The organism is Serratia sp. CY71090 (assembly GCF_052166845.1).
GTDB classification, from domain to species: Bacteria; Pseudomonadota; Gammaproteobacteria; order Enterobacterales; family Enterobacteriaceae; genus Serratia; species Serratia nematodiphila.
This window is the reverse complement of record NZ_JBJNOA010000008.1, coordinates 67,606-82,740: the sequence shown is the minus strand read 5'-3', so window position 1 is coordinate 82,740 and position 15,135 is coordinate 67,606. Positions and strand designations below refer to the sequence as shown.

The window sequence follows — 15,135 nt, the reverse complement described above, 5'->3', positions numbered from 1 at the left end:
CGCCCCCGGCGTTGATCAGCCGATGCCGGCCTGATGCAGATCGTGCAGGTTGAGCGCCCCCACCAGCACGCCGTCCATGTTGACCACCGGGGCCGCGCTGATGTGCTGTTCGTGCAGCGCTTCCAGCGCCTCTCCGGCGCGCCACTGCTCCGGCAGCCGATAGCCGGGGCGGGTGATCGCCGGGCTGAGCGGATCCTGCAGGCTATTACCCTTCACCAGCCAGCGGCGCAGGTCGCCGTCGGTAAATACGCCCACCACACGCTGCTGCGCGTCGCAGACCGCCACCAACCCCAGCCCGGTGCGGCTCAGTTCCAGCATCGCCTCCATCACGTTGGCGCTTTCGCTCACGCGCGGCAGGCGATCGCCGGTGCGCATCAGGTGATGCACGCGGTTCAGCAGGCGCGCGCCCAGGCTGCCGCCCGGGTGCGAGCGGGCGAAGTCTTCCGCGTTGAAACCGCGCTGGCGCATCAGCGCCATCGCCAGAGCGTCGCCCATCATCAGGGTGTTGACCGCGCTGGAGGTGGGGGCCAGCCCCATCGGGCAGGCTTCGCGCTCAACGCCGATATCCAGCACGCAGGCCGCAGCCTGCGCCAGCGGCGACTCTTTGCCGCCGGTGATGGCGATCACCGGAATGCCGTTCTCCGCCAGCAGCGGCAGGATCAAGTCCAGCTCTTTGGCGCGGCCGGAGTAGGAGATGAACACCACCACGTCGTCGGCGCCGATCATGCCGAGATCGCCGTGCAGCGCCTCCGCCGGATGCACGAAGAACGACGGCGTGCCGGTGCTGGCCAGCGACGCGGCGATTTTCTTGCCGATATGGCCGGACTTGCCGATGCCGGAAATCACCGCTTTGCCGCGGCAGTTCAGCAGCAGCTCGCAGGCGCAGACGAAATTGTCATCCAGGCGCGCCAGCAGGCGCTGCGCTTCGGTCAGCTCGATCTCCAGCGTTTCGCGGGCGAAGGCGAGCAGGGCGTTGGCGTTACTCATCGGGGTCTCCTACCAGAAGGATATTGATTCCTTTCGCCTGCAGGGCGGCGAGATAATCGGGGTTGATGTCTCGGTCGGTGATCAGCGTGTCGACAGCGCTGAGTTCGCACACCACGTTCGGGCTCTTGCGGCCGAATTTCGAGGAGTCCACCAACAGAATAATGCGGCCGGCGGCTTCGCACATCGCCTTGCTGACGTTGTGCACTTCGTTGAAGGTGGTGACGCCGGCGTTGAGATCGACGCCGTCCGCGCCGATAAACAGCTTGTCGAAGCTGAATTGCTGAAACGCCGATTCCGCCAGGCTGCCGTGGAACGAGGCCGATTTTTTGCGGTAGGTGCCGCCGGGCATCAGGATGGTCTGATCGTTGTCCAGCTCCACCAGCGCGTTGACGATGGTCAGGCTGTTGGTCATCACCGTGATGTTATTGAACTGCGCCAGGTGCGGCACCATCTGCAGCACCGTGCTGCCGGCGTCGAAGATCAGCGAGTCGCCGTCGGCGATCAGCGCCACGGCGGCGCTGGCGATCTGGCGTTTTTTCTCGGTGTTGATATGGGTTTTGCGGTCGATCGGCTGATCGCCGTCGTCGCGGCTGAGCACCACGCCGCCGTAGGTGCGGATCACCTCGCCTTCTTCTTCCAGCAGGGTGAGATCCTTGCGGATGGTGGTGCCGGTGGTGGAGAAATGCTCGGCCAGGGCGTCCACTGCCGTTTTGCCATGCCGCTGCAGATATTCAAGGATAGCGGCCTGCCGCTGCTTTGGTTTCATCGCGATTCCCGTTCACAAGAGTTGGGCATTTCCCCTCGCTGAATAATTCACTATGAAAGGTAATGTCTTTTAATGTGAAAATATCACGATTTGGGTTCAATCGCTAACGATAGTGCAGACTGGCATGCGCGATCCTCGGGGAAGATCACATCCGGGCGCAAATCCCGCTGATGCAATCCGTGTAAATGAGACAGCGGGCGGGGCCGGGCGAAAACGGTCAGGCCGCGCAGCAACAGGCTGCCGCACACCCGCCGATCGGCGTCGAAGGCCAGCGCCAGCACCACCCGCGGGCGGAAACGGCCGCCGGAACGGCCGACGCCGACGGCGCCCAGCCGGCATAAACCGTCGAAGGCGCGGTTGAAGCGCTGCAGTTGCCACCAGCCGAAGGCGATTTGCAGCAGCCAGGCCAGCAGCGCGAAGGCGATCAGAGCTTGTGTCATGGGGGTTCTCCTTACGCCCCCTTCCATGGAAGGGGGCGCCGGTGGCGTCAGAACATTACCTGGCCGCCGGTGATGTTGATCGATTGGCCGGTGCAGTAAGAGGCCTTATCGCTGGCGTAGAACAGCAGGGTGTTCAGCACATCCTGGTAGTCGCAGCCGCGCTTCAGCGGCACCTTGTCGATGTAGTACTGCTCCACCTGATCCGGCGCGATGCCCAGTTTTTGCGCGTACTGCGGCAGCAGCGACTGGAACATCGGCGACTTCAGCAGGTTGCCGAGCATCAGCGAATGCACGGTGATGCCGTACTCCGCCAGATCGAGCGCCAGCGACTGCGTCAGCCCCACGCCGCCGAACTTGGCGGCGCTGTAGCCGGAGTTGTGCTTGCTGCCGACCTTGCCGGACTTGGAGTTGATCTGGATGATGCGCCCGGCGATGCCGTCGCGGATCATCAGGCGCGAGAACTCGCGGGCGCAGAGGAAATAGCCCACCAGGTTCACCTGCAGCGAGCGGTCGAAGTCGCCCAGCGGGAAATCGGTGATCGGCGCCGCCTTGGCGATGCCGGCGCTGTACACCAGCAGGTTGGCCTGGCCGAACGCCCGGTCAACCGCCGCCGCCAGTGCGATCACGCTCTGCTCGTCGGTGGCGTCGGCCTGAAAACCGCAGGCGCTGCCTGTGCCGTACTCTTCGTTGATCTGCTGTGCCACCAGACTGGCGTTGTCGGCGTTCAGGTCGGCCACCGCCACCCGATAGCCGGCCTGCGCCAGCCCGTGGCTCAAAAAGGCGCCTAACGTTTGGCCGCCGCCAATCACTACAGCTACTTCAGACATGGTCTACTCCTTATGCGATAAATGACAGCGTGCTGCCCAACGGGATATCGGTCGGCGTCGGGCCGGAAACGTGGATCGAGCCGGGAAATTCGGCTTCGGCTTCGCCGTCGAAGCGCACGGTGATATGGCCCAGCTCGCGCAGATTCTGCGTGGCGACGCTGCCGACGGCGGTGATGGCGTAGCGCTGCTGCGCCAGTTCCATCACGCTGCCGACCTGCAGCTCGCCGGCGGTTGCGCCGTGGCGGTGGATGAAGCAGAACTCTTCGATATCCGCCGGGGCGCCTTCACGGAAGGTGATCAGCATGTTGTCCAGCAACGCGTCGCGGGCGCAGCCGCCGATCTGCGTGATGGTGGTGTGAAAAATGGTGTGCATAAACGTCTCCCTGGGGATCACATTATTGATAAATGAAGGCCGAGGCGGCCCAGGCGATCAGAACCGTCGGCGCGCCGGTCAGGAAGCGGCCGACCAGCACTGAAGGCACGCCGACCCGCACGGTGTCCTGTTTGGCTTCCGCCAGCGACAGGCCGACCGGAATAAAGTCGCAGGCGGCCTGCGCGTTAATGGCGAACAGCGCGGGCAGCGCCAGCTGCGGCGGAATATGGCCAAGGCCGATCTGCACCCCGACCAGCACGCCGATCACCTGGGCGATGACCGCGCCGGGGCCGAGGAACGGCGACAGCAGCGGGAATGAACAGATCAGCGCCAGCGTCACCAGGCCGATCGGGCTGTTGGCCAGCGGCGTCAGGCCGTGAGCGATAAAGTCCCCGAGGCCGGAGGCCATGATGATGCCGATCAAGGCCGAGACGAACGCCATAAACGGCAGGATGGTCTTCAGCACGGTGTCGATGGTGTCGCGCCCGGCCTGGAAAAATACCGCCACCACCGATCCCATGCCCATGCCGACCTTCGCCAGCAGCCCGTCGCTTTGCTCGGTGATCTTCTTGCTGGTGTCGTAGTCGCGCGCCTTGGGCGGCGCTGCATCGGCGGCGGCGGGTTGGCTATCTGCCGCTTCGATTCGGCTGATGTTGTGGTCGCGCACGCCGGAGACATAGATGTCTTCGAGGATAAACTGCGCCAGCGGGCCGGACTGGCCGGTGGCATGGATGTTGACCGTCGGAATGCGGCGTTTCGGGTACAGGCCGCAGCGCAGGGTGCCGCCGCAGTCGATCACCGCCACGCCGATCTCTTCCGCCGGCGGCTCGCCCTCTTTGAAACCGTCGACGGCCGGCCAGCCGGTCAATTCGCTGAGGCGATCGACGATGGAAGGCCGGGTGCCGGCGGTGATGTACACCACTTTTTTGCCGGGTTCGATCGGCAGTTCCAAAGGGCCGCCCCAGCCGCTGGCGCCTTTTTCAATACGGATATAAGCACTCATGCTGCACTCCACGAATTAAAGTTGCACCTGGCGATCCAGACGGATGTCCATCTTGCGTTCGAACAGGCTGGTGGTCAGATCGGTGACCCAGCCGCGGAAGAAGTTGGTGAACAGCCCCACCAGGAAATAGCTCACCGCCAGCGGGCCGAGCGGCAGGCCGAGGGTGGTCAGGCCGCTGGCGATGCCGAGGTAAACGAACAGCTCGCCGGGGTTGATGTGTGGAAACAGGCCGTTCATCGAGTGGCAGCTGTAGGAGGCCGCCGCGTAGTAGCTCGGCTTGTATTTCTCCGGCATGAAACGCCCCAGGCTGAGGGTCATCGGGTTGCAGAAGACAAAGGTGCCGATCAGCGGCAGCAGCAGATAACGCGAGACGGGGTTGCCCGCGCAGCGCTGCGCCAATCGTTCGATACGTTCCTGGCCAACAAATTTGATCAGCGCGTTCATGATAACCAACAGGCTGATCAACAAAGGCAAAATGCCGGTCACCATGCCGACAAACACTTCACCGCCTTTCTGAAACAGGCCGATAAACCACTCGGCGCCGTGGGTGATTAGCTCAATCATTATGTTCTCCTGTAATGGACTGTTATGGCCTGGAGCGAACGGCGGCTCTGTCGCCATGGGCCTTACAGTAGTCACTTTGTTGGGCTATTTGTTTTAAATAGATCACAATTTGAAAGATAAATATTTTATTTTGAAAGTTTAAAGTGAAAGAAAGAGAAGGTTGGCAGCGTCGGGTTAAGGGGAGCGGGCACAAAAAAGCCCGGCGAACCGGGCTTTGGGACAGGCGGTCCGTCACATCAGGCGATGGTGACCTTCTTGTCCAGATAGGCATCTTGCACGGCGTTGATCAGCGCCACGCCGTCTTTCATCGATTTCTTGAAGGCTTTACGCCCCAGGATCAGGCCCATGCCGCCGGCGCGTTTGTTGATCACCGCGGTGCGCACCGATTCCTGCAGATCGTTCTCACCGGCGGCGCCGCCGGAGTTGATCAGCCCGGCGCGGCCCATGTAGCAGTTGGCCAGCTGGTAGCGCACCAGATCGATCGGGTGATCGGTGGTCAGCTTGGTGTAGACGCGATCGTCGGTATAGCCGAATTTCACCGCACGGTAGCCGCCGTTGTTTTCCGCCATTTTCTGTTTGACGATGTCGGCGCCGATGGTGGCGGCGATGTGGTTGGCCTGGCCGGTCAGATCGGCGCTGGAGTGGTAGTCCACGCCGTCCTTGTTGAACGCCGGGTTGCGCAGATAGGCCCACAGCACGGTGACCATGCCCAGCTCATGCGCGCGCTCGAAGGCGATCGAGATCTCTTCGATCTGGCGGCGCGACTGCTCGGAGCCGAAGTAAATAGTGGCGCCGACCGCCACTGCCCCCATGTTGAACGCCTGCTCGACGCTGGCGTACAGGGTCTGGTCGTACTGGGTCGGGTAGCTCAGCGTTTCGTTGTGGTTGAGTTTGACCAGGAACGGAATTTTATGCGCATAGCGGCGCGATACCGACGCCAGCACGCCGTAGGTGGAGGCGACGCAGTTACAGCCGGCTTCAATCGCCAGCTCGACGATGTTCTTCGGATCGAAATACAGCGGGTTGGCGGCGAACGAGGCGGCGGCGGAGTGCTCGATGCCCTGGTCGACCGGCAGGATAGACAGATAACCGGTGCCGCCCAGGCGGCCGTGGTTGAACAGGGTTTGCATCGAACGCAGCACGCTGTTGGGGCGGTTGTTATCGATCATTACGCGGTCGACGAAGTCGGCGCCCGGCAGGTAGAGATTCTCGGCGGGGATAGTGGCACAGCGGTGTTGCAGCAGATCTTCCGCTTCCTTTCCTAGCAACTGCACAATATCAGTCATGATTCACTCCCGATTAAGCTTCTTCATACACCGGCAATGCAAGGGTTTTTGACCACCGGCGCAGTAAAAAGCGGTGATTGAAGCTGTAAAGCGATGCTACCGAACTTGCTCCGGCAAGGACAAACAATAGATGCGATTGAGAGGAAATGCCATTTGCGTGGCCAAATACGCGGGGGCGATCGCCCCCGGCGCGCTAAGCGATTGATTATTCGATCTCGAACCACGCGGTATTCTGTTGGGCGATCGGGGTGATGGAGTAGATCATCTCCTGCAGATGATCGTGGATGGCGCGCTCCGCCGCCTCGGCATCGCGCGCTTTCAGCGCTTCGTAGATGCGGTAGTGCTGCTTGATCAGGCTCTCCGGCGGCGAGACTTCGCTCAGGCTGAGGAAACGCACCCGATCCATGGTGGCCTTGATGGTTTCGATGGTCTCCCACGCCAGCGGGCAGTCGGCAAACTGGGTCAGCAGCTGGTGGAACTCGTCGTCCAGCGCCAAAAATTCGCGCGTTTGCCCGTTCTGCGCCGCCAGCTCTTGACGGTGCAGGTTATGCTCCAGCGTCATCAGCTGCGCCGGAGTGGCGCGCTCGGCCGCGCGGCGCACGATGGCGCATTCCACCGCCTGACGGATAAAGCGCCCGTCGGCCACGCGCTTGGCGGAAATCTTCATCACAAAGGTGCCGCGCTGCGGCAGGATCTGCACCAGGCCGGCCTCCGCCAGCTTGATGAAGGCTTCGCGCACCGGCTGGCGCGAAACGCAAAAGCGAGTGGAGATCTCTTTCTCGGACAGCAGGGTGCCGGGGGGGATGGTGCAGTCGACGATATCTTTGCGCAGGAAGCGATAGATCTGCTGGTTGACCGGGACGTTGTTGGTGAGACTGTACGTTTCAGACATGGCGACAATCAGGCATCTGGCTGGAATTCGAATGCCACCATACTAGCAGATTATTGGTTGAGGGCGGGGGGATAAATCCACCCGCCAGGCAGGGGAACTCAGTGATGCCAATCCTGATATTCCTGTTTGCGCCGCTCTGGCGCGGTTTCCGGCATCAGGCTCAGGCCGAGGGCCGACACCACGCCCAGCACCATCATGTAACCGGCCAGCCCGTAGTAATGGCCGCCGGTCACCTGCAGGATCTTCACCGCCAGCAGCCCGAGAATGCCGCTGCCGATCAGCGAGCCGATCTGCCAGATCAGCGCGATGCCGCTGCAGCGCACGCGGGTGGGGAACAGCTCCGGGAAGTAGGAGGCCTGCGGCGCGTAGCACATGCTGTGGCCGAAGGTCAGCACCACGATCATGGCGATCTGCGTCACCCAGAAATTATCGAGGTTGATCGCCATAAAGAACGGCACGATGCACACCACCTGCAGCAGCGCGCCGGCGATGTAAACCGGTTTGCGCCCCAGCCGATCGGAGAGGCGGCCCATCAGCGGAATGGCGAAAATCTCCAGCAGCACCGCCACGATCATCGCCTCCAGCAAAATGCTTTCGTTGAGGTGGTTGGCCTTACCGTAGGCCAGCACGATCACGGTGAACATGGCGAAGGCGCAGGCTTCGATCAGCTTGGCGCACACCCCTTTGGCGATAAGGCCGGGATAGCGGCGAGCCACTTCCACCACCGGCCGGCTCTCCACCGCTTTGGTGGCGCGGATCTGGGTAAACACCGGCGATTCGTCGATCTTCAGGCGAATAAACAGCCCAACCAGCACCAGCAGCAGGCTGAGCAGGAACGGAATGCGCCAGCCCCAGTCCAGCATCTGCGCCGGCGACAGCACGGCGGTCAGCAGCGCGAACAGCCCGGACGGCAGCAGGAAACCGGCAGGCGCGCCGATCTGCACCCAGCTGGCGTAGAAACCGCGCCGCGGCGGCGGCGCGTATTCGGCGGTCATCAGCACCGCGCCGGCCTGTTCGCCGCCGACGCCGAAGCCCTGCAGCACGCGGATAAAGATCAGCGCGATCGGCGCCCAGATGCCGATCTGCTCATAGGTAGGCAGCAGGCCGATGCAAAAGGTGCCGAGGCCGACGATCAGGATGGTGATCACCAGCGCCTTCTTGCGGCCGACTTTGTCGCCGATATGGCCGAACACGATGCCGCCCAGCGGGCGCGCCAGGAAACCGACCGCGTAGGTGGCGAAGGCCGCCAGCGTGCTGATCAGCGGATCGGCGCTGGGGAAAAACAGCTGGCCGAAGAACAGCACCGCAGCGGTGCCGTAGGCGAAGAAATCATAGTATTCGGCGGCGGTGCCGATGGCCGACGCGCTGGCGACGCGCCGCAGCAGCGGTTGATTGCCGGTATTGACGGCATTATGCGTGGTGACGGTCATCGGAAACCTCCCGGTCGGTAAGCGGCAGAGCGGCGACGGCGGCTTTGGCCCCCAGGCTCAGCAGTTGGTGATAAGCGTGGCTGACAGCGTGGACGAAGTCAGGCGAATCGGGCAGATCGCGGCCGAAGACGCTGTCGAGTTGCAGCAGCGCCAGAACGCGGGGCCGGCCTTCCTCGCTGCCGGCGACCAACGCGGCGAGGCGTTCGCGCAGCGGATCGCTGATGGCGATCGGCGCGCCTTGCTCATCGCGGCCGCCGACGTAGCGCATCCAGCCGGCGACGCCCAGCGCCAGGCAGTCGAAGCGGCTGCCGCGCGCCAGATGCCAGCGGATCGCGTCCAGCAGCCGTTGCGGCAGCTTTTGCGTGCCGTCCATGGCGATCTGCGCGGTGCGGTGCTTCAGCGCGCGGTTGCGGTAACGCTGCAGCAGCGAGTCGGCATACTGCGCCAAATCGACGTTCGGCACCTGCAGGGTCGGCGCCTGTTCCGCCAGCATCAGGTGACGGGCGGCGCGGACAAAATCCGCATCCTGCATGCAGTCGCCGATGTGCTGATAACCGGCCAGGTAGCCGAGGTAGGCGAGAAACGAATGGCTGCCGTTCAGCATGCGCAGCTTCATCTCCTCGTACGGCAGCACGTCGCTCACCAGTTCGGCGCCGACCTTGTCCCAGGCCGGGCGCCCCTGGGGAAATCGGTCCTCAATGACCCACTGGCTGAACGGCTCGCAGGCCACGCCGACCTCATCTTCGACGCCGCCCAGCCAGGTGCGCAGTTGCCGGCGAGTCTCCGGCGTTACCGCCGGCACGATGCGATCCACCATGGTGGAAGGGAAGGCGACCTCTTGACGCACCCAGTCGGCCAGCGCCGGATCCTGCCGCTGCGCCAGTTCGACCAGCACCTGGCGCGTGACCCGACCGTTGGCCGGCATGTTATCGCAGGACATCACGGCGAACGGCGGCAGCCCGCGTTCACGGCGCAGGCGCAGCGCCGCCAGCAGCAGCCCCGGCGCCGACTGCGGCCGTGCCGGGTGGGCGATATCATGCGCGATCGCCGGGTGTTCCGCCATCAGCCGGCCGCTGGCGGGGTGGTGGCAATAGCCCTTTTCGCTGATGGTCAGCGAGACGATGGCGATCTCGGGCTGCGTCAGGGCCGCCAGCACCGTCGCCAGCCCGTCGGTTTGCAGGTGCAGCGCCTGGCGCACCACGCCGATGACCCGGCCCCGCCAGCCGTCGTCGTCCATCTCCGCCACCGAGAACAGCAGGTCTTGTTGCCGTAGATCGGCGATCTTTTGCCGGCCGTGCTGCATGCTGATTTCGCAGTAGCCCCAGTCACTGCCGTGCTCGCTGGCCAGCCTGTCGGCGTACATCGCCTGGTGCGCGCGGTGAAACGCGCCGAAGCCGATATGCGCCATGCGCGGTTTCACGCGCTCACGTGCGTAGCCGGGCCGGATAACGGCGGCCGGCAGCGCGCTGTGGTCGGAAAGTCTCATGTTCAATGTCCCTGGAGAGGTAAGCAAAGGGGCGAAGCCGCCCCGTCTGGCGTTAGGGTTTTAAGATTTGCACGCCCGCCGTTGCGCGCGGCGCCTTGATCACCAGCAGCACCAGCAGCGCGCCCAGCGCGGCGACGCCGCCCGCCAGCATAAAGGCGCTGTCGAATTTGCCGGTGTTCTGCACGATGTAGCCGGTGGCGATCGGCCCGATGATGCCGGAGACGCTGCCGATCAAATGAATGAACCCGCTGGCGCCGCCGACCCGGGATTTATGCACCACGTCCTGGATGATCGCCCAGTAGAGAGCGCCGGTAATGTAGAGGAAGAAGATCGACACCGACATCAGCATCACCGCCGGCACCACGCTGCTGACGGTGCCCGCCAACGCCACGCACACCGCCGCCGCCAGCAGGCTGGTGACCAGCACGATCTTGCGCGACAGCAGCAATTTACCGGTGATGTTGAAGATCTTGTCGGAAATATAGCCGCCGAGCGCCAGCCCGACGAAGCCGACGATCCACGGGATCATCGTGGTCAGGCTCATCTCTTTGATGTTCAGGTTGTGCGCCTGCACCAGATACGAGGGGAACCAGCTCAGGAAGAAGAACAGGATGTAGTTGTAGCAGAAGAAGGCGAAGGCGGTGACCAGAATGATCGGCTGCTTCAGGTAGTAACCCAGCCCGTGCGGGGCGTCGCTCAAGGCGCTTTCCTCACCGAGATTTTCCTGTTTCAACCGTGCGATCAGCGCCCGTTCTTCGTTGCTGACGCGTTGGCTTTTCGCCGGGTTATCCGCCACCACGAAGAACCACACCAGCATCCAGACGATGCCGATGGCGCAGATGATCATAAACGCCGGCCGCCAGCCGAACGCCAGCGCCAGATAGCCGACGATCGGCCCGGCCACCGCGCCGCCCAACGGCGAACCGGCGCTGAGCAGGCCCACGGCGGTCGCCGCCTGTTTCTTCGGGAACCAGCCGTTGATCATCTTGTTGGCCGAGGCGCAGATCGGCCCTTCGGCCATGCCGAACAGGACGCGCAGGATCAGCATTGAGTAAAAACCGGTGGCGATCGCCGTCATGCCGCAGAAGATGGACCACAGGCCGACCGCCACGCCCAGCACCAGCGTCGGGCCGAAGCGGTCGACCGCCAGCCCGCCGACGAAGTTGAAAATGGCGTAGCCGAAGAAGAAGCTGCCGAAGATCAGACCGAACTGTTCGGCGTTCAGCATCAGATCCTGTTCGATCATTGGCACGGTGATCGACAGCGCCACGCGGTCAAGGTAGTTGATCATGTAGACCATGAACAGCAGGAACACGATGGTCCAACGCAGGTTTTTAAACATAAAGCGCTCCACTGGGTGTCGTTTTAATCGTGATGCTTCATTGTTTGCACGGGCGGCGGGCGCCGCCCATGCCCCGATGCCGCCTTGGCGTTACTCGAACTGCAGCAGCACCTTGCAGCAGGTGCGCTGATCCCGCTCGAACATCTGCATCGCCCGTTCGACGTCGTCGGCGGGCACGCAGTGGGTGAGCAGCCGCTGCGGGTCCAGCTTGCCGTCCGCCATCCAGGCGATCACCTGCGGAAAGCGCGCGCTGTTCAGGCGCGAGGAGAAGATCGACAGCTCCTTGCTGGTGATGCTCTGCTGGGTCAGGGTGCAGGCGTCGCCGGAAAAGCCCATGATGCCGATGCGCGCCGCCGGCGAAGCCAGCGCGATCGCCTCCGGTAAAATGGCGGGGTGGCAGGCGGCATCGACGATCAGCGTCGGCTGAACGCCGCGCTGCTGCAGCGCCTGCGGCAATGCGGTCTCGGCGTTGTTGAACACTTCATCAGCACCGTTGGCGCGCGCCATCTCCAGCCGCTCGGCGATGCGATCGACGACCCACACCTGCCTGACGCCGTACACCCCTTTCAGCGTCTGGATCACCGTGAGCCCCATCGGCCCGGCACCGTAGATCAGCGCGATGTCGTCGGGGCGCGGTTGCAGATGGGCGGTAATGTTGGCGGCGATGCTGAAGGGCTCGATCATCGCGGCGTGGCGATCGCTGATGGCCGGCGGAACCGGATAGGCGTTGCGCGCCGGCACGCAGGCATAGTCGCTGAAGCCGCCGTCGCGGTGCACGCCGATCACCTGCAGCGAGGTGCAGACGTTGGGGCGGCCGACCGAACAGGGATAGCAGTGGCCGCAGCTCACCACCGGGTCTACCGAGACGCGTTCGCCGAGGCGCGCCGAATCGACGCCTTCGCCCAGCGCATCGATCAGGCCGAAGAACTCGTGGCCGATCACCCGCGGATAGCGGGCGAACGGGTTATGGCCGTGATAGATATGGACGTCGGAGCCGCAGATGCCGGCGAATTTCACCTTGACCCGCACCTCGCCGGCCGCCGGCTGCGGCAGCGCGCGCGTCTGCAGCGCCAGGCGCCCGGGCTGTTCGATCACGACGCTGCGCATGGTGTTTACCAGTTCCATAAGGTGCCATCCTCCAGACGCGCGACCGGCAGGTGGGCCGGTTCATAGGGGTAACGGGCCGCCAGCTTCTCATCAAACTCGATGCCGATGCCCGGCTTGTCGCCCGGATGCATATAGCCGTCGTCGAACGTCCAGCTGTGCGGGAACACCTCGAGCATTTGCTCGGAATAGCCCATGTATTCCTGCACGCCGAAGTTCGGCACCCACAGATCGAAGTGCAGCGCCGCCGCCATGCAGATCGGCGACAGATCGGAAGGGCCGTGTGAACCGGTGCGCACCTGATACAGCGAGGCGAAGTCGGCGATGCGCCGCATGCCGGTAATGCCGCCCGCGTGCGTCAGGGTGGTGCGGATGTAGTCGATCAGCTGTTCTTCGATCAGCTGTTTGCAGTCCCAGATGCTGTTGAACACCTCGCCGACGGCGATCGGTGTGACGGTATGTTGGCGGATCAGGCGGAAACAGGCCTGATTTTCCGCCGGCGTAGGATCTTCCATCCAGAACAGGCGATACGGCTCGGCGCTTTTACCAAAGCGCGCCGCTTCAATTGGCGTCAGGCGGTGGTGCATGTCGTGCAGCAGGTGCTCGTTGAAGCCGAACCTGTTGCGCACCGCGTCGAACAGTTTGGGGGTGAAATCGAGGTATTTTTCCGTCGACCACAGCTGCTCTTCCGGCCACTCGCCCTTGGTGGCCGGCTCATAGGCCTGGCCTTTGCCCTTGGCCAGGCCGTAGGTGGTTTTCATGCCCGGCACGCCGCATTGAACGCGGATCGCCTTGAAGCCTTGCTCTTTATGTTTGGCGTAGTCGTCGAGCACCTCATCGATCGAGTGGCCGGTGGTATGGCAATACACCATCACTCCCGAGCGCGAGGCACCGCCCAACAGCTGATACAGCGGCATGTTGGCGGCCTTGGCCTTGATGTCCCACAGCGCCATGTCGACGGCGGAAATGGCGGACATGGTCACCGGGCCGCGCCGCCAGTAAGCGCCTTTGTAGAAGAATTGCCAGAGGTCCTCGATCCGCTGCGCGTCGCGGCCGATCAACTGCGGGCAGAGGTGATCTTTCAGGTAAGAGGCCACCGGCAATTCGCGCCCGTTCAGCGTGGCGTCACCGAGGCCGATGATGCCGTCATCGGTGGTGATTTTCAGCGTGACAAAGTTGCGCCCTGGGCAGGTGACGAACACCTCGGCGTTGACGATTTTCATAACCTTCACATCCTGTAGCTGTGGAGAGATAGCGCGAAAATACGTCATGAACTAACTACCATACAAGTATGAATTGATGAATTTGCCGGAGAGGATCACATTTGATCGTGCGCGGAAGGCGGGTGAGCAGAGGGGAAGAAGCGGGGCGCAGCGGCTGCGCCCGGCAAGGTCAGCCCAGCAGGGCGCAGTTAGGCGGCAGGCGGCATTCGATGGCCTGCGGCAACACTTCGATGCGGAAATGGCGGCCTTTGAGCGGTTCGCCGTCGAGGTTGAAAGTCATCTCATGCGGCGCGTCGATCTCGAGCCACGGCAGCGCCGCGCTGAGGATGCTGTTGCTCTCTTCGTCGTTGAACAGGGCGGCGACCAGCGCCGGCAGCAGTTCATCGGCGATCAGCAGGCGCAGCTGCAGCAGGCCGTCGTTGATCAGCGCGCTGGGGCACAGTTCCTGGCCGCCGCCGGCCTGTTTGCCGTTGCCGATGCCGATCACCAGCGCCTCGCCGGCCCAGCGGAAGTCCGGCCCGCGGATTTCACAGCGGTCGGCCTGCAGCGTATCCATGCGCAGCAGGCCGTGCACGAAGTAGGACACGCCGCCCAGCGCCGCTTTCAGCTTCTCCGGCGTTTCGGTGGTGATGCGGGTGCCGAAGCCGCCGGTGGCCATGTTGATGAAGTAGCGCTCGCCGTTGACCTTCGCCAGATCGATCGGCACCGAGCGGCCCTTGATCGCCAGCTGCAGCGCCAGTTCGGGGGATGGGGGGATATTGCACGCCATGGCGAAGTCGTTGGCGGTGCCGAGCGGCAGAATGCCCAGCGCCGGCCGGTTATGCGCCGGCAGCTGCACCAGCGCGGCGGCCACTTCGTTGATGGTGCCGTCACCGCCGCCGGCGACGACGGTGCCGACGCCGAGTTGCGCGGCTTCCGCGACATAGCGCGCGGCATCGCCGTGCTCCCAGGTGACGCGCACGTGCAACGTTATCTGTTCTTTGCGCAGCCGGTTGACCGCCTGACGCAGCTCTTCGTTACCGGCGCCTTTGCCGTTGATGATAAGCAGGGCGGACGCATGTGAGTGTTGAGGCATTGCCGATATCCTCCGGCGGAAAACCAAGAATGCCTCAAGATAAACCAGCTGCCGCCACCAGGCCATCAGAATATTCAGCTAATTCCGGTTATTTCCCGGCGCTCAGTGAATATGAAGCAATGCGAATTTATCTGAATTTTACGCAGAAATAAGCGAAGTGTTAAAGAAGCGAGGATTAATCGCTGTAGCGTTATTTATATATCGAAGCGGCGTGATTATTATTATTAAAACGGATAACGGGAATAAGTTATGGAAATAGGAATGGTGGAAAAAATAGGCGCACCCATAAAGAAAAAGCCAGCCCAAGGGAGATTGGGCCGGCTAAGGAGGTGGTTCC

The 15,135-nt window shown here is 63.0% G+C and carries 15 protein-coding genes; all 15 read right to left on the bottom strand.

Translation table 11 applies throughout. The features are described from left to right. Nucleotides 1-15: 15 nt before the first annotated feature. The 15 genes from gutQ to yegS all read right to left on the bottom strand — a co-directional run bounded on the left by gutQ (nucleotide 16) and on the right by yegS (nucleotide 14,798). The gene (gutQ, locus tag ACJ8OK_RS15900) at nucleotides 16-987 is read right to left on the bottom strand and encodes an arabinose-5-phosphate isomerase GutQ (protein WP_049278613.1); all 972 of its coding nucleotides are present in this window, start codon (nucleotides 985-987) and stop codon (nucleotides 16-18) included. Next, nucleotides 980-1,753, bottom strand: coding sequence for a glucitol operon DNA-binding transcriptional repressor SrlR (srlR, locus tag ACJ8OK_RS15895; protein ID WP_015378752.1), 774 nt, complete (start codon nucleotides 1,751-1,753; stop codon nucleotides 980-982). The genes gutQ and srlR overlap by 8 nt, the downstream gene beginning before the upstream one ends. Nucleotides 1,754-1,836: 83 nt before the next feature. Then, the gene (gene gutM, locus ACJ8OK_RS15890; protein WP_033632369.1) at nucleotides 1,837-2,193 is read right to left on the bottom strand and encodes a transcriptional regulator GutM; all 357 of its coding nucleotides are present in this window, start codon (nucleotides 2,191-2,193) and stop codon (nucleotides 1,837-1,839) included. A 47-nt stretch (nucleotides 2,194-2,240) separates the two neighbouring features. Further along, nucleotides 2,241-3,020, bottom strand: a complete 780-nt coding sequence (srlD, locus tag ACJ8OK_RS15885; RefSeq protein ID WP_015378751.1) for a sorbitol-6-phosphate dehydrogenase — start codon at nucleotides 3,018-3,020, stop codon at nucleotides 2,241-2,243. 10 nt (nucleotides 3,021-3,030) lie between these two features. Further along, nucleotides 3,031-3,393 (bottom strand): PTS glucitol/sorbitol transporter subunit IIA, encoded by a 363-nt coding sequence (srlB, locus tag ACJ8OK_RS15880; RefSeq protein WP_442530676.1) that lies wholly within the window; start codon nucleotides 3,391-3,393, stop codon nucleotides 3,031-3,033. A 22-nt stretch (nucleotides 3,394-3,415) separates the two neighbouring features. Beyond that, complete coding sequence (gene srlE / locus ACJ8OK_RS15875; protein WP_033632370.1) at nucleotides 3,416-4,396, bottom strand: PTS glucitol/sorbitol transporter subunit IIB; 981 nt, start codon at nucleotides 4,394-4,396, stop codon at nucleotides 3,416-3,418. A gap of 15 nt (nucleotides 4,397-4,411) precedes the next feature. Continuing rightward, nucleotides 4,412-4,960, bottom strand: coding sequence for a PTS glucitol/sorbitol transporter subunit IIC (gene srlA / locus ACJ8OK_RS15870; protein WP_033632371.1), 549 nt, complete (start codon nucleotides 4,958-4,960; stop codon nucleotides 4,412-4,414). 236 nt (nucleotides 4,961-5,196) lie between these two features. Beyond that, nucleotides 5,197-6,246, bottom strand: a complete 1,050-nt coding sequence (gene fbaB / locus ACJ8OK_RS15865; RefSeq protein WP_033632372.1) for a class I fructose-bisphosphate aldolase — start codon at nucleotides 6,244-6,246, stop codon at nucleotides 5,197-5,199. Between the two features lie 205 nt (nucleotides 6,247-6,451). After that, the gene (locus ACJ8OK_RS15860; protein ID WP_004941533.1) at nucleotides 6,452-7,138 is read right to left on the bottom strand and encodes a GntR family transcriptional regulator; all 687 of its coding nucleotides are present in this window, start codon (nucleotides 7,136-7,138) and stop codon (nucleotides 6,452-6,454) included. Nucleotides 7,139-7,236: 98 nt separating this feature from the next. Further along, nucleotides 7,237-8,568: an MFS transporter gene (locus ACJ8OK_RS15855; RefSeq protein WP_048325252.1), complete on the bottom strand. Its 1,332-nt coding sequence runs from the start codon at nucleotides 8,566-8,568 to the stop codon at nucleotides 7,237-7,239. Continuing rightward, nucleotides 8,549-10,054: a mannitol dehydrogenase family protein gene (locus tag ACJ8OK_RS15850; protein ID WP_261441102.1), complete on the bottom strand. Its 1,506-nt coding sequence runs from the start codon at nucleotides 10,052-10,054 to the stop codon at nucleotides 8,549-8,551. Before ACJ8OK_RS15850 ends, ACJ8OK_RS15855 begins: the two co-directional genes overlap by 20 nt. A 52-nt stretch (nucleotides 10,055-10,106) precedes the next feature. Continuing rightward, nucleotides 10,107-11,396, bottom strand: a complete 1,290-nt coding sequence (locus tag ACJ8OK_RS15845; RefSeq protein WP_015378745.1) for an MFS transporter — start codon at nucleotides 11,394-11,396, stop codon at nucleotides 10,107-10,109. A gap of 90 nt (nucleotides 11,397-11,486) precedes the next feature. Next, nucleotides 11,487-12,503 carry a Zn-dependent oxidoreductase gene (locus ACJ8OK_RS15840; RefSeq protein ID WP_442530726.1) on the bottom strand — a complete coding sequence of 339 codons (1,017 nt, stop codon included), beginning with the start codon at nucleotides 12,501-12,503 and terminating at the stop codon, nucleotides 11,487-11,489. Nucleotides 12,504-12,508: 5 nt separating this feature from the next. Beyond that, nucleotides 12,509-13,723: a D-mannonate dehydratase ManD gene (gene manD / locus ACJ8OK_RS15835; protein WP_442530675.1), complete on the bottom strand. Its 1,215-nt coding sequence runs from the start codon at nucleotides 13,721-13,723 to the stop codon at nucleotides 12,509-12,511. 169 nt (nucleotides 13,724-13,892) lie between these two features. After that, nucleotides 13,893-14,798, bottom strand: coding sequence for a lipid kinase YegS (gene yegS / locus ACJ8OK_RS15830; RefSeq protein ID WP_015378742.1), 906 nt, complete (start codon nucleotides 14,796-14,798; stop codon nucleotides 13,893-13,895). Nucleotides 14,799-15,135 lie beyond the last annotated feature (337 nt).